This window comes from Saccharopolyspora flava (assembly GCF_900116135.1).
Taxonomy (GTDB): domain Bacteria; phylum Actinomycetota; class Actinomycetes; order Mycobacteriales; family Pseudonocardiaceae; genus Saccharopolyspora; species Saccharopolyspora flava.
The window spans coordinates 1267226-1284202 of sequence record NZ_FOZX01000001.1 but is presented as its reverse complement, the minus strand read 5'-3'; the positions used below and the strand labels follow the sequence as shown (position 1 = coordinate 1284202).

Here is a 16977-nt window from a genome sequence, read left to right as displayed (position 1 = left end):
CAACACGTGACCGAACAAGCCGACACCGCTCGCCGGCGGCCCACGCTGTCGCTGGTGCTGTTCGTGGTGAGCCTGGTGTGCGCCCTGGTGTTCGGGGTGTTGTGGGTGTTCGCACTGAACAGCTCCACGGTCGCCTACGCGGAGACGCGCGACGAGGCGCTGCAGCAGGGCCAGGAAGCGATCATCAACTTCAACACCCTGGACCACAAGGACGTCGACCGCGGCCTGCAGCGGTGGGAGGACTACTCCACCGGTCCGCTGCGGGACGAGGTCAAGCAGGGCCGCAAGGACTACGCGACCCGGATCCAGCAGGCCAAGAGCACCACCACGGCGCGCGTGCTCGACGCCGGCATCGCCGAGCTCGACGAGAACGCGGGCAAGGCGCGGATGATCGCGGTCGTGCAGATCACGGTGACCGTCGAGGACCAGCCCCCGGCCAACAAGCAGGATCGCTACCAGGCAGAACTCACGCGTGAGGGCGACGTCTGGAAGCTCAGCGGACTGGGCACCGTCCCGGTCGGCTGAGCGGCGAGACCCGAAAGCGATTCGAGGAGTACAGCCAGTGCCAAGCAACCGCCGTTCCGGCGCGAACCGGCAGCCCTCGGCCCGCCGGCCGAAGGTCGCCGGCCTGCGCAAGCGCCCCACCTCGCCCGCCTCGTCCTCCTCCCAGGCGGAGGACGAGGAGGTCAACGGCACTGCGGTGACCGACCAGGCCCAGGACGCCCGGACCGATGAGACCGCCTCCGAGAGCACGGCTTCCGAGGCCGACGGGACCGTCGCGGCCGAGTCCGGGTCGGCGGAGGTCGCCGGGGGTTCCGAGAAGCCGGGGGCCTCGGAGAGCGAGTCCGCTGCGGACGAGTCCGATGAGGACTCCGAGTCGTCCGAGGAAGCCGAGTCGTCGGAGGACGCCCGGTCGTCCGAGGATGCGGGGTCGTCCGAGGACACGGGGAGTTCCGAGACCTCCGCTGCGAAGTCCGAGTCCTCCGACGGCGAGTCGCAGGACTCGGATACCGAGGAGGCGGCGAAGTCCGGCAAGCCGTGGCTGCTCTGGGCGGCGACGGCGCTGCTGCTCGCGCTGGCGATCTTCTTCGGCGTCGCGACCTACACGACCTACTACACCGGCCCGGCCGCCAACGAGGCGTTGACCTCGGCGGGCGAGACCAGCGAGGTCAACGGTCAGGTCAGCGACGGCGTCCAGAAGCTGTTCTCCTACGACTTCAACGACACGGCCAAGACCGAGAACGCCGCCAAGGACCTCCTGGTCGGCTCGGCCGTGCAGAAGTACAACGAGCTGTTCGCCCTGGTCAAGCAGCAGGCCCCGCAGCAGCAGCTGATCGTCACGACCACGGTCAAGAACAGCGCCGTGACCCGCCTGGAGGGCGACCGCGCCGAGGTCCTGGTCTTCGTCGACCAGCACGCCATGCGCGCCAACACCGGTGAGTCCAACATCGGCCCCGCTCAGCTCTCGGTCAGCGCCGAGAAGCAGGGCGACAAGTGGAAGATCACCAACCTCACCCTCCGCTGACCCACCTCCGTCACGCAGCCCCTCCCGCCCCGAAACCTCGGTGCCGGAGGGGCTTCTGCGTCACCAGCGGACAGTTTTAGCCATAATTGTCCGGACAAAAAGGACATTGATCATGGGTGATTATGGCTAAAACTGTCCCCTGGTGACTCGGGAACCCCCGCGACACCTCAACCCCACCGCACTTCCGCACTTCCGCAGTGCTGCGGTGGGGATGGTGGGGTCAGGGGCCGACGTGGATGTGGGCGCTCCAGGTGGCGTGGTCGTTGGGGCGGGCGTTGCGGAGTTCGCGGGCGGCGTTGTGCAGCGCGTAGGCCGCGCCGTCGGTGCCGTAGCCGTTCTGCCCGAAGACCTCCGAGTAGAAGTCCGCGTGAGCCTCCACCGCGCTCGCGCCGTCGACCTCCCACAGGGTGCCGATGACGTGCGTGAACCCGGCGAACCCGAGCGCCGAGGCCAGGGACAGCGCCGCCGCGCACGGCTGATCCGCCGCGCTGGCCACCTGACCCAGGTAGCAGAACTCCGCCTGGTCCAGGGCCATCTGCCCCAGCTCGACGAGCCCCAGCGGCCGCTGCCCGTCCCGGTCCAGCAGCATCCCCGCCGCCGGCTGCGCCGGGAACTGCGAGCTCGGCTCGCAGATGTGCACCCACGGGTAGTTCGGCAGCATCCGCAGCACGTCGGTCGCGCTCGCGCTCTCCGTCGAGATGATCTCCGCGGTCGGCCAGTACCGGGCCAGCACCTGGTTCTGCGGCGGCAGCTCCCGCGAGACCTGGACCGCCGAACCCGCCGCCACCAGGGCGTCGCCCTCCGGCACCGGCCGGGTGCGGGCGCGCAGCAGGCAGCCGAGCGTCGGCGTGTAGGACGACACGACGCGGTCCAGCGCCGACGCCCCCGCGTGCGCGGTCGCGGCGTGCAGCGGCAGGTACGCCGCCGCCCCGAAGCAGCTCCACCACACCCGCGGCCACCGGCTTCCCGCCGCCGGCGTGTTCAGGTATCCCATCCGGTCCAGGACCGGGCGCACCATCCGCACCCAGGTCCAGTCCAGCACCTCGGCCATCGTGGCGTGGTCGTCCTGCTGCGCCGCGGTCAGCAGCGTCAGCGCCTGCTCACCGGCCCGGTCCGGGGTGGCGTGCGAGATCGGGACGGTCAGCACCCGGCCGCCGAAGATCACCAGCACGTCCGACCGGTAGCGGCTGAGGTTGACGATCGCCACCGACCCGTCACCGCCGACCCCGCTCAGCTCGGAGAACGGCCGCATCCGCAGGTGCCCGGGCTGGACCTCGCGCACCTCGTCGATCAGCGCGGACCAGGCGTCGGCCAGCCGCGTCCGGTCGTCGGCGTCACCGAGGTCGGGGTCCTCGGCCGGGCGGTCCAGCAACCGCCGCAGCCGCACGATCTCGTCCGCCAGGTCCGGGTGGTCGCGGTGCAGCGCACCGAGCTCGCCGCCGCTGGGCAGGAAGTCGGCCAGGATCGCCGACCGGCCGTGCTCGACGAGCTCCACGGCCTTGTCCGGTTCGCCGGCCTCGATGGCGCTGGCCGCGGCGTCGGCCACGATCGACGCCCACCGCTGCTGCGCGCTCGGGGAGGCCACGACCCGCTTGCCGCGGGTCATCAGCGGCAGCAGCTCGACGGCCGTGGTGAACGACTCCAGCGCCTCCGACCAGCGCTGCTCCTGCGCGCTGATCCGGCCAGCCAGCGCAGCGGCCCGCAACCGCTGCTCGGACGGGGCGTTGCTCTGGTCGGCGGCCTCGGTGAGGACCTTGCGCGCCCACCGGTAGTACCGCCTGCGGCCGGTGCGCTGGTGCAGCGCCTGCAGCGCGAGCCCGAGCTGGATGGACACCACCGCTCGGCCCGGGACGGTCTCCGGCATCGCGATCAGGGCCTGGTCGAACAGCTCGATCGCGGTCTCGACGTCCTGCGCGCGCCCGGCCCGCTGGAACCGGTGGGTGAGCACGGTGCCGAGCTGGACCCACGCGATCTGCTGGGTCTCCGGCACCGCGTCCTTGGCCGCCTCGCGCGCGAGGTCGGCGGCGCGGTCGAGGTCGTCGCGGTTCTCGCCGTGCTCGTAGCGCACCAGCAGGCTGGTGTTCAGGGCGGTGATCATCCGCGCGCGCTGGGAGGGTGCCGCGGCCTCCACCGCCGCCTCCCCGGCGGTGACCGCGGTGTCGAGCGCCTTGGCCTCGCCGCCGTGCAGGAAGTGCCTGCGCAGCAGGATCGCGTAGCCGCCCAGGGCCAGCGCGCGGGAGGTGTCCTCGGTGGCCAGCGCCCGCACGGCCGGGGTGATCGGGCGCAGCACGCGGCGCAGCTGCCCGGACTCGCCGGTGGCGTCGACGTGCTCGACGGTGGCCGCCGCCAGCTGCCACACGGCCGTGCCGAGCTGCGGGTTCCCGCCTTCGAGCACCCCGAGGACGCCGATCAGCTCGTTGATCGCGGTGTTGAGGTCGGTGAGGTCGCCGTTGCGCTGGAAGCGCAGCCGCAGCGCCTCGGCGTAGCGGCACAGCCCGCCGCGCCGGGTGTCGCCGTCGGGCAGCGCCCCGGATCCGGCCGCGAGGTGCTTGATCGCCTCGTCGAGGTCGTCCGGGTCGCTGTTGCGCTGGTAGCGGCGCATCAGCGCGGAGCCGAGGTTGATCAGCAGCTCGGAGGTGGTGGCGTCGGAGGCCGGGGAGATCCGCGCGGCCTCCCGGAACACCGCGATCGACTCCTCGTCGGATTCGGGCGAGTCGGCGAGCCGGGCGTGCAGCTTGAGCGCGTTGGCCAGCCGCAGCAGCACCATCGGGCGCCGCTGGTCGCGCTTGGGGGTCTGGCCGACGGCGTCGCGGGCGACCTGCGCGCCGTCGGCGGCGATTCGGGCCTGACCGGTCTTGCCCGCGAGGTCGGTGAGGGCGAGCGCGAGGTTGCAGAAGTAGAGGATGCGGTCGCGGTCCCCGGAGTGGGCGGCCTCGGCCGCCGAGCGGTAGTAGCCGATGGCGTCCTCGAGGTCGGCGAGGTCGCGGCTCTGGACGTAGCGCAGCTGCGCGGCGCTGCCGAGGTTGTTGAGCACGCCGGCCCGCGCCGGGTCGTCCGCGCGCAGCACGCCCGCGGTATTGCGGAAGATCTCGGTGACCCAGGGCAGGTTGGTGAAGTCGAGGGTGGTGACGATCTGGTTCATCGCCGCGATGGCGTCGGCGTAGCGCTGCTCGGGGCTGCGACGCTCACCGCTGCCGGGCTGCCCGGGGTTGGGCGGGCCGGGTTGCTGCCCGACGGCCTGCTGGCTCCCGGTCCCGGGTCCCGTTCCGGGGTTGGTGCCGAAGCCCGGGTTGGTGCCGGTGTGCGGTCCGCCCGCTCTCGCGTCGGGGGCGTCCGCGGGGGCCTCGCCGTCGTCCTCGGGGGCGAACCAACTGGATTGTGGGGTGTGAGGGCCGCTCTGGTCCTGGCCTCCGGTCCAACGCTGCAGCCCGCGGAACCGCTCGCTCGCGCGGCTTGCATCGTCTGTCATCGGTCGTTTCTCCTGTGGCCTGCCGGGCACCGGTCGGGGAGGCCGGTGGTCATCTCACGTTACCGGCGGAGTGAATTGTCGAGTAGCCCATGTGTTACTGGGTGGGATCGCCTCCGGAGGCAGCGGGTCCCCCCGTTGGATGTAATTGCTGAGCTTCGTGGGGAGAAACTACTAGCTCTGCGCGACGGCTTCAGCCCCGTAGGGGAATGTTTAAGACAACCCGTGGTCTCGATGTGGTCAAGCGGGCAAGATCGTCGCGGGGTGTTGATGTTGCGCCCGGTTCGCTACGACGTTCGGGGGACGGTCGTCCAGTTCACCCGGCCTGCCGCAACTCACCGTAGTTGATCATGAACAGCCGTTTCCAGATATTCCCGGTCGTTCCGAGTGGTCTCGGGTGGTCCCGCGAATTGGCCTGGACCAATCTTTTCAAGATCCCGAAACCGGGACGCCCGAATTTCCCCGCGCGAACAATCCCGCGGGTGCCGGAATTGGGTCGCGTGGGGCTGGTGGGAATTGTGTGACCCGCGACGCGCGAGGGGCGATCGCCCACTTTCGTGTGGACGTGGATCCGCCGTCGGACGGTCTCGGGTGGTCTCGCGAGCCCCGCGCCGGGATCCGCGCGGCGCCGGACGTCCGTCCCGGGTGGACTCACAGGAGGGTTCAGAGACTTGTCAAGAGCCGATCGGAGGGGGTTCGCCAACGGCGTGACAGGAGTCCCTCGTGCGATGATCAAAAGCGCCTGACCAGGTTAAAAAGGCCCCTCGGCGGTCACGTGAGGTGATCGTGTTTTCCGCCACGAGGGTGAACGATCGGTGATCTCTTGACTGAGAGCGCGCGCGGGTTCACTCTGGTCCTCAACGCGGGGCTGGGCCGCCATCGGTGGGCCCCCTCGACAGCTGGCGTCCTTCCGGCTAGACTGCTACTTTGCGCTGTCCTCTTATTGGTCTGTCCCGCACTGGACCGTAGGATGGTCGGCGCCATTGCACCCTTGACAGCTGTGCTAGCGATCTGCGCGCTTGCCTGACGCGCGCTTGTCGCCGCGAGCACGGCTGTAGCCAGTTCAGAGTCCCGGAAGGACGCATCTTGGCAGTCTCCCGCGCGACCAAGGTCTCTGCAGCTTCCAACTACACGTCGGGGATCCCTGGGGCACCCAAGCGGGTCTCGTTCGCGAACATCCGCGAGCCGCTGAACGTGCCGAACCTGCTAGACCTGCAGATCCAGTCCTTCGAATGGCTTGTCGGTAACGAGGCCTGGTTCCAGCGCCGGGTCGACGCCGGCGAGGACAATCCGGTTGGTGGTCTTGAGGAGGTCCTGAGCGAGATCTCCCCGATCGAGGACTTCTCCGGATCGATGTCGCTGTCTTTCTCCGATCCGCGCTTCGACGAGGTCAAGGCCTCCGTCGAGGAGTGCACGGACAAGGACATGACCTACGCCGCCCCGCTGTTCGTCACCGCGGAATTCACCAACCACTCCACTGGCGAGATCAAGAGCCAGACGGTGTTCATGGGTGACTTCCCGATGATGACCGACAAGGGCACGTTCATCATCAACGGAACCGAGCGGGTCGTCGTCTCCCAGCTCGTGCGTTCCCCCGGTGTCTACTTCGACCAGTCGGTCGACAAGACGACCGACAAGGACGTCTTCAGCGTCAAGATCATCCCCAGCCGCGGTGCGTGGCTGGAGTTCGACGTCGACAAGCGCGACACCGTCGGTGTCCGCATCGACCGCAAGCGCCGCCAGCCGGTCACCGTGCTGCTCAAGGCGCTGGGCTGGTCCACCGAGGCCATCCGCGAGCGCTTCGGCTTCTCCGAGACGCTCATGGCGACCCTGGAGAAGGACCACACCGGCGGCACCGACGAAGCGCTGCTCGACATCTACCGCAAGCTGCGCCCGGGCGAGCCGCCGACCAAGGAGAGCGCGCAGACCCTCCTGGAGAACCTGTTCTTCAAGGAGAAGCGCTACGACCTGGCTCGCGTCGGCCGCTACAAGGTCAACAAGAAGATCGGTCTCTCGCAGTCCTACGACACGGGCGTGCTGACCGAAGAGGACATCGTCACCACCATCGAGTACCTGGTCCGCCTGCACGCGGGCGAGACCGAGATGCCCGCTCGCGGTGACGACGCCGGCGACAACATCCCGGTCGAGGTCGACGACATCGACCACTTCGGCAACCGCCGCCTGCGCACCGTCGGCGAGCTGATCCAGAACCAGGTCCGGGTGGGCCTGTCCCGCATGGAGCGCGTCGTCCGCGAGCGGATGACCACGCAGGACGTCGAGGCGATCACGCCGCAGACCCTGATCAACATCCGCCCGATCACGGCGGCGATCCGGGAGTTCTTCGGCACCTCGCAGCTGTCGCAGTTCATGGACCAGACCAACCCGATCGCGGGTCTGACGCACAAGCGTCGTCTCTCCGCGCTCGGCCCGGGCGGTCTGTCCCGTGAGCGCGCCGGCATGGAAGTCCGAGACGTGCACCCCTCGCACTACGGCCGCATGTGCCCGATCGAGACGCCGGAAGGCCCGAACATCGGTCTGATCGGCTCGCTGGCCACGTTCGCGCGGGTCAACCCGTTCGGCTTCATCGAGACGCCGTACCGCAAGGTCATCGACGGCCGGGTCACCGACCAGATCGACTACCTGACGGCCGACGAAGAGGACCGCTACGTCAAGGCGCAGGCCAACGCCAAGATCGACGACGACGGCAACTTCGTCGACGACCGCGTCCTGGGTCGGCGGAAGGGCGGCGAGGTCGAGCTGCTCGCCCCGAACGAGATCGACTACATGGACGTCTCGCCGCGGCAGATGGTCTCCGCCGCGACCGCGATGATCCCGTTCCTCGAGCACGACGACGCCAACCGCGCCCTGATGGGTGCGAACATGCAGCGTCAGGCGGTGCCGCTGCTGCGCAGCGAGTCCCCGCTGGTCGGCACCGGCATGGAGCTGCGCGCCGCGGTCGACGCCGGTGACGTGATCACCGCCGAGAAGGCGGGCGTGGTCGAGGAGCTGACCGCGGACTTCGTCACGATCATGGCCGACGACGGCAGCCGCCGCTCGTACCGGATGCAGAAGTTCTCCCGGTCCAACCACGGCACCTGCATCAACCAGAAGCCGATCGTCAACGAGGGCGACCGGATCGAGGCGGGTCAGGTCATCGCGGACGGTCCGTGCACCGAGAACGGCGAGATGGCCCTGGGCAAGAACCTGCTCGTGGCGATCATGCCGTGGGAGGGGCACAACTACGAGGACGCGATCATCCTGAGCCAGCGCCTGGTGCAGGACGACGTGCTCACCTCGATCCACATCGAGGAGCACGAGGTCGATGCCCGCGACACCAAGCTCGGCGCCGAGGAGATCACCCGGGACATCCCGAACGTCTCCGACGACGTGCTGGCCGACCTCGACGAGCGCGGCATCATCCGCATCGGTGCCGAGGTCCAGGGCGGCGACATCCTGGTCGGCAAGGTCACGCCGAAGGGCGAGACCGAGCTGACCCCGGAGGAGCGCCTGCTCCGCGCCATCTTCGGCGAGAAGGCCCGCGAGGTCCGCGACACCTCCCTGAAGGTGCCGCACGGCGAGACCGGCAAGGTCATCGGCGTCCGCGTGTTCAACCGCGAGGACGACGACGAGCTGCCCCCGGGCGTCAACCAGCTGGTGCGGGTCTACGTCGCGCAGAAGCGCAAGATCTCCGACGGTGACAAGCTCGCCGGCCGCCACGGCAACAAGGGCGTCATCGGCAAGATCCTGCCCGCCGAGGACATGCCGTTCCTGTCCGACGGCACCCCGGTCGACATCATCCTCAACACCCACGGTGTTCCGCGTCGTATGAACATCGGCCAGGTGCTGGAAACGCACCTCGGCTGGATCGCGTCGCGGGGATGGGAGATCGACCCGGACGCCGACTGGGCCCAGCGCCTTCCGGAGGAGCTGCTCGACGTCGAGCCCGGCACCAACACCGCCACCCCGGTGTTCGACGGTGTCCGGGAGGAGGAGATCACCGGTCTCCTCGCGTCGACCAAGCCCAACCGCGACGGCGAGCGGATGGTCGGCCCCGACGGCAAGGCGCAGCTGTTCGACGGCCGCAGCGGTGAGCCGTACCCGTACCCGACCGCGGTCGGCTACATGTACATCCTCAAGCTGTCGCACCTGGTGGACGACAAGATCCACGCCCGCTCCACCGGCCCGTACTCGATGATCACCCAGCAGCCGCTGGGCGGTAAGGCGCAGTTCGGTGGTCAGCGCTTCGGTGAGATGGAGTGCTGGGCCATGCAGGCCTACGGTGCGGCCTACACGCTGCAGGAACTGTTGACGATCAAGTCCGACGACGTGGTGGGCCGCGTCAAGGTCTACGAAGCGATCGTCAAGGGCGAGAACATCCCCGAGCCGGGTATCCCGGAGTCGTTCAAGGTGCTGCTGAAGGAGCTTCAGTCGCTGTGCCTGAACGTCGAGGTGCTCTCCAGCGATGGCGCGGCGATCGAGATGCGGGACAGCGAGGACGAGGACCTGGAGCGCGCCGCTGCCAACCTCGGCATCAACCTGTCGCGCAACGAGAACCCGTCGGTGGACGACATCGCTCACTGACCCTCGCCGCCGGCCCGCGGGCTAGTCCCGCGGGCCGGCGACCGACCCAACCTGGCACTCGCTTCCCCCGGTGGCCCCGGGAGGAGCACCATTCGACCAAGGGAGAAGACCCGACGTGCTTGACGTCAACTTCTTCGATGAACTCCGCATCGGCCTCGCCACGGCCGACGACATCCGCCAGTGGTCGTACGGCGAGGTCAAGAAGCCCGAGACCATCAACTACCGAACCCTGAAGCCGGAGAAGGACGGGCTCTTCTGCGAGAAGATCTTCGGTCCGACCCGGGACTGGGAGTGCTACTGCGGTAAGTACAAGCGGGTCCGCTTCAAGGGCATCATCTGCGAGCGCTGCGGTGTCGAGGTCACCCGCGCCAAGGTGCGCCGCGAGCGGATGGGCCACATCGAGCTGGCCGCCGCCGTCACGCACATCTGGTACTTCAAGGGCGTTCCGTCGCGGCTGGGCTACCTGCTGGACCTGGCCCCGAAGGACCTCGAGAAGATCATCTACTTCGCGGCCTACGTGATCACCGGTGTGAACACCGAGCTGCGGCACAACGACCTGTCGACGCTGGAGAGCGAGATCAGCGTCGAGCGCAAGCGCGTCGCCGACCAGCGCGACGCCGACCTGGAGGCCCGGGCCCAGAAGCTCGAGACCGACCTGGCCGCGCTCGAGGCCGAGGGCGCCAAGAGCGACCAGCGCCGCAAGGTCAAGGAAGGCGCCGAGCGCGAGATGAAGCAGCTGCGCGACCGCGCGCAGCGCGAGCTCGACAAGCTCGACGAGATCTGGGACACCTTCACCAAGCTGGAGCCCCGTCAGCTCATCGCCGACGAGGTCCTCTACCGCGAGCTCTACGACCGGTACGGCGAGTACTTCACCGGCGGCATGGGCGCCGAGGCGATCCAGACGCTGCTGGCGAACTTCGACATCGCCGCCGAGGCCGAGGGCCTGCGGGAGACCATCCGCAGCGGCAAGGGCCAGAAGAAGCTGCGCGCCCTCAAGCGGCTCAAGGTCGTGGCGGCCTTCCAGGCCACCGGCAACGACCCGAGCGGCATGGTGCTCAACTGCGTGCCGGTCATCCCGCCGGACCTGCGTCCGATGGTGCAGCTCGACGGTGGTCGCTTCGCGACCTCCGACCTCAACGACCTGTACCGCCGCGTGATCAACCGCAACAACCGCCTCAAGCGACTGATCGACCTCGGCGCGCCCGAGATCATCGTCAACAACGAGAAGCGGATGCTGCAGGAGTCCGTGGACGCGCTGTTCGACAACGGCCGTCGCGGGCGTCCGGTCACCGGCCCGGGCAACCGGCCGCTGAAGTCGCTGTCCGACCTGCTCAAGGGCAAGCAGGGTCGTTTCCGCCAGAACCTGCTGGGCAAGCGAGTCGACTACTCGGGCCGTTCGGTCATCGTCGTCGGCCCGCAGCTGAAGCTGCACCAGTGCGGTCTGCCGAAGGAAATGGCCGTCGAGCTGTTCAAGCCCTTCGTCATGAAGCGGCTGGTCGACCTCAACCACGCGCAGAACATCAAGTCCGCGAAGCGGATGGTGGAGCGCCAGCGCCCGCAGGTGTGGGACGTGCTGGAAGAGGTCATCGCCGAGCACCCGGTTCTGCTGAACCGCGCTCCGACGCTGCACCGCCTCGGTATCCAGGCCTTCGAGCCGCAGCTGGTCGAGGGCAAGGCCATCCAGCTGCACCCGCTGGTCTGCGAGGCGTTCAACGCCGACTTCGACGGTGACCAGATGGCGGTCCACCTGCCGCTGTCGGCCGAGGCCCAGGCCGAGGCCCGGGTCCTGATGCTGTCCAGCAACAACATCCTGTCGCCGGCCTCCGGTCGGCCGCTGGCGATGCCGCGTCTGGACATGGTCACGGGCCTGTACCACCTGACCCGCCTGGTCGAGGGAGCCAAGGGCGAGGGCCTGGCGTTCTCCTCGGTCGGCGAGGCGATCATGTCCTTCGACCGCGGCGTGCTGGACCTGCAGGCCAAGGTCAAGATCCGGCTGCGGGACCTGGTCCCCAACGCCGAGCAGATGCCGGAGGGCTGGGAGCCGGGCCAGCCGTGGATCGCCGAGACCACGCTGGGCCGCGTCTGGTTCAACGAGCTGCTGCCCGAGGACTACCCGTTCGTCGACGACCTGCTGCCGAAGAAGAAGCAGGCCGCGATCGTCAACGACCTCGCCGAGCGGTACCCGATGGTCACCGTCGCCCAGACGCTGGACAAGCTGAAGGACGCCGGTTTCCACTGGGCCACCCGTTCCGGTGTGACCGTGTCGATCACCGACGTGGTCGTGCCGCCGAACAAGACCGAGATCCTCGACAACTACGAGGCCAAGGCCGACCAGGTCGAGAAGCGGTACCGCCGCGGTGCGCTGTCCTACCAGGAGCGCAACGCCGAGCTGGTCAAGGTCTGGACGGCGGCCAAGGACGAGGTCGCCGAGGCGATGGAGACCAACTTCCCGGAGGACAACTCGATCAGCACGATCGTGAAGTCCGGGGCCGCCGGTAACATGACGCAGGTCGTGCAGCTGGCCGGTATGCGTGGTCTGGTGTCGAACCCGAAGGGTGAGTACATCCCGCGCCCGATTAAGGCGAACTTCCGCGAGGGCCTGTCCGTGCTGGAGTACTTCATCTCCAACCACGGTGCCCGCAAGGGTCTCGCCGACACGGCGCTGCGTACCGCTGACTCGGGTTACCTGACCCGTCGTCTGGTGGACGTCTCGCAGGACGTCATCGTCCGCGAGACCGACTGCGGCACCGAGCGCGGTGTGAAGATGCCGATCGCCGAGGTGCTGCACGACGGCCGGATCATCCGTCACCAGCACGTCGAGACCAGCGTCTACGCCCGCACGACCGCCGAGGACGTCACCGACGCCGACGGCAACATCGTGCTGGCCCGCGGTTCGGACCTGGGCGACCCGGCGATCGAGAAGCTGCTCGCCGCCAAGGTCACCAAGGTCAAGGTCCGCAGCGTCCTGACCTGCGAGTCCGGCGTGGGCGTCTGCTCGGTCTGCTACGGCCGCTCGATGGCCACCGGCAAGCTGGTCGACGTCGGCGAGGCCGTCGGCATCGTCGCCGCCCAGTCCATCGGTGAGCCCGGTACGCAGCTGACGATGCGCACCTTCCACCAGGGCGGTGTCGCCGGTGACGACATCACCACCGGTCTGCCGCGTGTGCAGGAGCTGTTCGAGGCCCGCGTCCCGAAGGGCAAGGCCCCGATCGCCGACACCTCCGGCCGCATCCGGCTGGAGGACAACGACCGCTACTGGAAGATCACGATCATTCCGGACGACGGCGGCGAGGAGATCGTCTACGACAAGCTGTCCAAGCGTCAGCGGCTCGCGGCGATCTCGGTCGACGGCACCGAGCGGCAGATCTCCGACGGCGACCACGTCGAGGTCGGTCAGCAGCTGCTCGAAGGTGCGGTCGACCCGCACGAGGTGCTGCGCGTGATGGGCCCGCGCGAGGCCCAGCTGCACCTGGTGAACGAGGTGCAGGAGGTGTACCGGTCGCAGGGTGTGGGCATCCACGACAAGCACGTCGAGGTCATCGTCCGCCAGATGCTGCGCCGGGTCATCATCATCGACTCGGGTGCCACCGAGTTCCTGCCCGGTTCGCCGGTCGAGCGCTCGCAGTTCGAGGCGGAGAACCGCCGCGTCGTCGCCGAGGGCGGCGACCCGGCTTCCGGCCGTCCGGTGCTGATGGGCATCACCAAGGCGTCGCTGGCCACCGAGTCGTGGCTGTCGGCGGCCTCCTTCCAGGAGACGACCCGCATCCTCACCAACGCCGCGATCGAGGGCGCGAGTGACAAGCTGGTCGGCCTGAAGGAGAACGTGATCATCGGTAAGTTGATCCCGGCCGGTACGGGCATCAACCGGTACCGCAACATCCAGGTGCAGCCGACCGAGGAGGCACGGGCCGCGGCCTACGCGATCCCGTCCTACGACGACAGCTACTACACCCCGGATGTGTTCGGCGCCGGCACCGGTGCGGCCGTCCCGCTGGACGACTACGACTTCGGCCGGGACTACCGCTGAAGTTCCGAGTGAAGTAGCCAAGAGCCCCTGCCCGACTCCTCCGGGCAGGGGCTCCTTCTCGTTCCGGGATGGCCAGCAGCGGCGCGGGGTGGAGCGGACTGCGATGCCCCGGCCCCGGCCGCGTGACCGGGTTCGTGCTGGTCAGGCCTCGTCCGTGGCCTCGTCGCCCGGGGCGGGCTGGGCGTCGTAGTGGTCGGCGAGGGCTTCGGCCTCGATCTTCGGCATGGGCAGGGTCTGCTCAACGGGCGCTTGGGTCATGGTTCTGGAAGCTAGTCCAGGCGGGACGAGACCGGAACCGCCCTTGATCATTTCGTTGACTACTCCGGATCGACCCAGACCCGTCCTCTCACCGCGGGTCCGCGGGGTGGGGAAGTTTTCATGAAAACTGTCCTCCCCACCAACCCAGAGCAGATGTCACCGGAAACTTCCCCCAACGACTCCGGACACCCCACCCCACCAGCACGTTCTCTCGCCGTGGGGTGGTTGAGATGCCAGTCGAAACCCCGGTTCGGGGACGTGGTGGGGGAAGTTTTCATGAAAACTTCCCCACCCCCCACAACGGGTCCGGACACCTCAAGACATGAAAAAGCCCCTGCTGGGCAGGGGCTTCGACGTGGGTCCTGAGCTCAGGCGAGGAGCCTGGCCAGGGCTGCTTCGAGTCGGGTCACTCGGGTCTCGAGCGACTCGCGGGCTTCTTGCTCTCTGGTCGCGTCTTCGAGGATGTGGCGGATGTACGCCGTGCGTCGCATTCCGAGCTGTTTAGCCTGGATATCGAGGGCGTTGCGCGTCTGCTCGGTGACTCGGATCGATACGGTCACCATGTTGGGAGCCTCGACCCAGGAGCCGTCCTCGGCACCTGGTTCGTCCGCGCCCGAGTGCGTCTCGTAATACTCGGCCAGCTCTTCGAGCTTCTCCTTGGGCATCGGCAGCTGCTCGCCCTTGTAAGACATGCTTGTCATCATCGCGCCTTTCGCCTGAAAAGTTGTCGCTCTCGGTCCTCCATGTCGCGTGCGGTGATCACGAACGCGCGCCCGCAGCCGTCGTCGGAGAGAACTACGAGCAGGTAGCGGCCGGCAGTGGATCGGCCGTATACGACCCAAGTGCCTCCTCGACCGCGCTGCCTGTAGTAGGGCCGAGCCAAGATCGCCTCGCGGACTTCGTCCAAGGTGACCCCGTGTCTGGCGATGTGGTCGGCCGACCACTGGCTCTCCTTCACTTCCTTGAACACGGACGATTCTAACACATACGTGTTAGGAGATGAGGACATGAAAGAGCCCCTGCTGGGCAGGGGCTCTTTCATGTCCAGGGGACCGTGCCTGGGAGGGGACCACGGCGCCCCGGGAGTCTTCGGGTCAGCCTTCGAGCTCGGCGAGGGCCTTGCGGACCCGCTCGACCTCGGCTTCGAGTTCGGCGAGCTTGGCCTCGTGCTGCTGGCGGGCTTCGTTGATGACGCCTTCGATGGTCTCGAAGATCTCCGGGTTCAGCTCGGCGGCGGCCTTGGACACCGCGGCGGCGGCGACCGGCAGGGCCTGGACGACGCGCTTGCCCTGGTGCATCAGCTCGGCCTGCCACTCGCCGTCGGCGGTGCCGGTGACCGTGAGGGTGAGCTCGACCGTGCGGGTCTTCTTCGCCGAGCTCTTGCGGGTCTGGCGCTTCTTCGGCGCCTCGGCCCCGGCGGAGGCGCCGGAGGAGGCCTCGGTGGAAGCCTCGGACGAGGCGTCGGTGGCAGCCGGCGCCGCGGCTGCCGGAGTCTCGGGCGAGGTCGGGTCGGTGGCGACAGCGGTGCTGTCGGTGCCGGTGGCCTCGGCCGCGGTGGTCTGCTCTTCGGTCAACTTGTCTCCTGTTTATCGCGGGAGGGGACACCAGAATAGAACAAGTGTTCCCCCTTCGTGCTACGGACACGGCGGCGACGCGCAGTGTCGCCCGATCGAGTCACCGCTCCAGGACGGTGACCAGCGCTCGCAGCGCGGGACGGAACGCGTGGTCCGACGGCGCCGCGTACCCGACGATCACGCCGGGCGGGTGCTCGCCGGGAGCGACCCAGTGCGGCCCCAGCACCTGGAGTTCCACCGAGTGCCGCCGCGCTCCGTCCAGGACCTCGCTCTCCGTGGGTCCTTCCGGATCCAGCTGCAAGGTCACGTGCAGGCCCGCCGAGATCCCGGCCGGGTGCGGCCGGTGGTTCGCGCGCATCCCGCGCAGCGCTTCACCGAGCTGCTCGCGGCGCTGCCGGTAGGTGGCGCGCGATCGGCGGACGTGCTGATCGTAGGCCCCCGACAAGATCAACTCTGCCATGGCCAGCTGTTCGAACAGCGGGGCGTGCAGACCGCTGGTCCGCTTGAGCTCGCGCACCGGCTCCACCAGCCGCGACGGCAGCGCCAGCCACGCCAGTCGCAGCGCCGGGGCCAGCGTCTTGCTCGCCGTGCCGGCGTAGACGACGTTGTCGGGAGCCATCCCCTGCAGCGACCCGACCGGTTGGCGGTCGAAGCGGAACTCGCCGTCGTAGTCGTCGTCGATGACCAGCAGGTCCTCGTCCTTGGCGCGGCGCACCAGCTCGGTCCGCCGGGCGGAGCTCATGCTCACGCCCAGCGGGAACTGGTGCGCCGGGGTCACGACCACGGCCCGGCTCCGCAGCCGCGACACGTCGAGCCCCTCGGAGTCCACCGGGATGCCGTGCACGGCCATCCCGAACCCGGCGGGGATGTCCCACAGGTGCGGCGCGGACGGGTCCTCGAAGTCCACCGACGTCTCGCCCTGATCCGCAAGGGTATTGCTGAGCAGCGACAACGCCTGGGTGTAGCCGTTGCAGACGATGATGTTGGCCGGGGTCGTGGCCACCGCCCGCTCGCGCGCGAGGTAGCCGGCGAGGGCTTCCCGCAGCCGCGGGTGGCCCTGCGGGTCGCCGTAGCCGAGGTCGTCGGTGGGCGCGTCGCGCAGCGCCCGCCGGCTGGCCGCCAGCCAGTCCCGGCGCGGGAAGGCGCTCAGGTTCGGCCGGCCCGGCCGGAAGTCCCAGCGCCCCGCTTCGGGCTCCGGATCGGTCGCGTGCGGCGATGCGGGAGCCGGTGCGGGCGGCAGCTCGGCGACGACCGTGGGGGCGCCCTGGCGGGCGATGAGGAAGCCCTCGGCGGCGAGCTGCTCGTAGGCGCGGGTGACGGTGCCGCGCGCGATGCCGAGCTCCTGGGCGAGCGAGCGGGTCGAGGGGACCCGGGTCCCGGCGGCCGGCGACCCGTCGCGGATGGCGCTTCTGAGGGTCTCGGTCAGCTGCTTGCTGTCCGGCCGATCCAGCCCGGCGAACCATCCCCCCGTCACGATCCCGACCCTACATTCCGACTTCCCGGACAGCGTGATCCTCGCCTCTCGCGGGAAATCTCGGATCCGGTC

General features: G+C 68.9%; 8 protein-coding genes. 4 read left to right on the top strand and 4 right to left on the bottom strand.

Annotated features, from left to right (window positions below; translation table 11 throughout):
• Nucleotides 1–6 precede the first annotated feature (6 nt).
• Nucleotides 7–525 carry a hypothetical protein gene (locus BM424_RS05835; RefSeq protein WP_245775619.1) on the top strand — a complete coding sequence of 173 codons (519 nt, stop codon included), beginning with the start codon at nucleotides 7–9 and terminating at the stop codon, nucleotides 523–525.
• 37 nt (nucleotides 526–562) lie between these two features.
• Nucleotides 563–1525: a prolipoprotein diacylglyceryl transferase gene (locus BM424_RS05830; protein ID WP_093414220.1), complete on the top strand. Its 963-nt coding sequence runs from the start codon at nucleotides 563–565 to the stop codon at nucleotides 1523–1525.
• Nucleotides 1526–1745: 220 nt separating this feature from the next.
• On the opposite strand, the gene BM424_RS05825 is transcribed toward BM424_RS05830, so the two are convergent.
• A complete protein-coding gene (locus tag BM424_RS05825) occupies nucleotides 1746–4994 on the bottom strand; it encodes a CHAT domain-containing protein (protein WP_093414218.1) in 3249 nt (1082 codons plus the stop codon).
• Between the two features lie 1083 nt (nucleotides 4995–6077).
• Between BM424_RS05825 and rpoB the strand changes: the two genes are divergently transcribed.
• Both rpoB and BM424_RS05815 read left to right on the top strand, forming a co-directional pair.
• Complete coding sequence (gene rpoB, locus BM424_RS05820; RefSeq protein ID WP_093414217.1) at nucleotides 6078–9572, top strand: DNA-directed RNA polymerase subunit beta; 3495 nt, start codon at nucleotides 6078–6080, stop codon at nucleotides 9570–9572.
• A 115-nt stretch (nucleotides 9573–9687) separates the two neighbouring features.
• Entirely contained in the window at nucleotides 9688–13599 is a 3912-nt protein-coding gene (locus tag BM424_RS05815) for a DNA-directed RNA polymerase subunit beta' (RefSeq protein WP_093414215.1), read from the top strand.
• 626 nt (nucleotides 13600–14225) lie between these two features.
• On the opposite strand, the gene BM424_RS05810 is transcribed toward BM424_RS05815, so the two are convergent.
• From BM424_RS05810 to pdxR, 3 genes are all read right to left on the bottom strand, one after another.
• Entirely contained in the window at nucleotides 14226–14549 is a 324-nt protein-coding gene (locus BM424_RS05810) for a hypothetical protein (protein ID WP_139274010.1), read from the bottom strand.
• A gap of 402 nt (nucleotides 14550–14951) precedes the next feature.
• Complete coding sequence (locus BM424_RS05800; protein ID WP_093414211.1) at nucleotides 14952–15431, bottom strand: DUF6319 family protein; 480 nt, start codon at nucleotides 15429–15431, stop codon at nucleotides 14952–14954.
• A 100-nt stretch (nucleotides 15432–15531) separates the two neighbouring features.
• Nucleotides 15532–16905, bottom strand: a complete 1374-nt coding sequence (gene pdxR / locus BM424_RS05795) for a MocR-like pyridoxine biosynthesis transcription factor PdxR (protein ID WP_245775618.1) — start codon at nucleotides 16903–16905, stop codon at nucleotides 15532–15534.
• Nucleotides 16906–16977 lie beyond the last annotated feature (72 nt).